Raw genomic sequence first — 697 nt, forward strand, 5'->3', positions numbered from 1 at the left:
GCGAAATTCCAATTATCGGCAAGATCTTTTTCTCGCACGATCCCTTGGTCTACCTTTCCTGGATTCTGTTTGCTCTCGTGTTTTGGGTATTTAAAAGCACGCGTTTGGGTTTGACCATTCGCTCTGTAGGCGAGAATCCAGAAGCCGCCAATGCGATCGGTATGAGCGTATTCAAAGTGCGCTATGCCGCTGTCATGTTTGGCGGCGCAATGGCGGGCTTAGCGGGTGGTTATTTGTCGCTGGCTTATACACCACTTTGGACAGAGGGTATGTCTGCAGGGCGTGGTTGGATCGCACTGGCACTTGTTGTGTTTGCGAGTTGGAAAGCAGAACGCATTATGTTGGGTGCTTACCTCTTTGGTGCTGCAAGCATCATGCACCTCGTTCTACAGGGATTAGGCTTCGAAGCCTCACCAAATCTGTTGGCCATGCTTCCGTATGGCGCAACGATCATTGTGTTGGTTGTAATCGCGAACGATGCAGTCAAGGCAAAACTAAGTACACCTTTAGCACTCGGCCAGCCTTATCGGCCTCAGGTCTAGGGCGTCAATAAAAAATGAAACCTCAGGAGTTATTATGAAATTGAGATCAATCACGAAAGCCTTGGCTGCCGCAACACTGGTTAGCGGTGCGGCGCTCGCTCAAGCTGAAGAGCCATTAAACATCGGTTTTGTCTACGTTGGGCCGACTGGCGATG

The 697-nt window shown here is 50.2% G+C and carries 1 protein-coding gene; it reads left to right on the forward strand.

Annotated elements, in window-relative coordinates:
• Positions 1 to 542 (forward strand): ABC transporter permease (locus A3750_RS05380; RefSeq protein ID WP_197474919.1); only part of this gene is annotated, 542 nt, incomplete at its 5' end.
• Positions 543 to 697 lie beyond the last annotated feature (155 nt).

The organism is Oleiphilus sp. HI0079 (assembly GCF_001635105.1).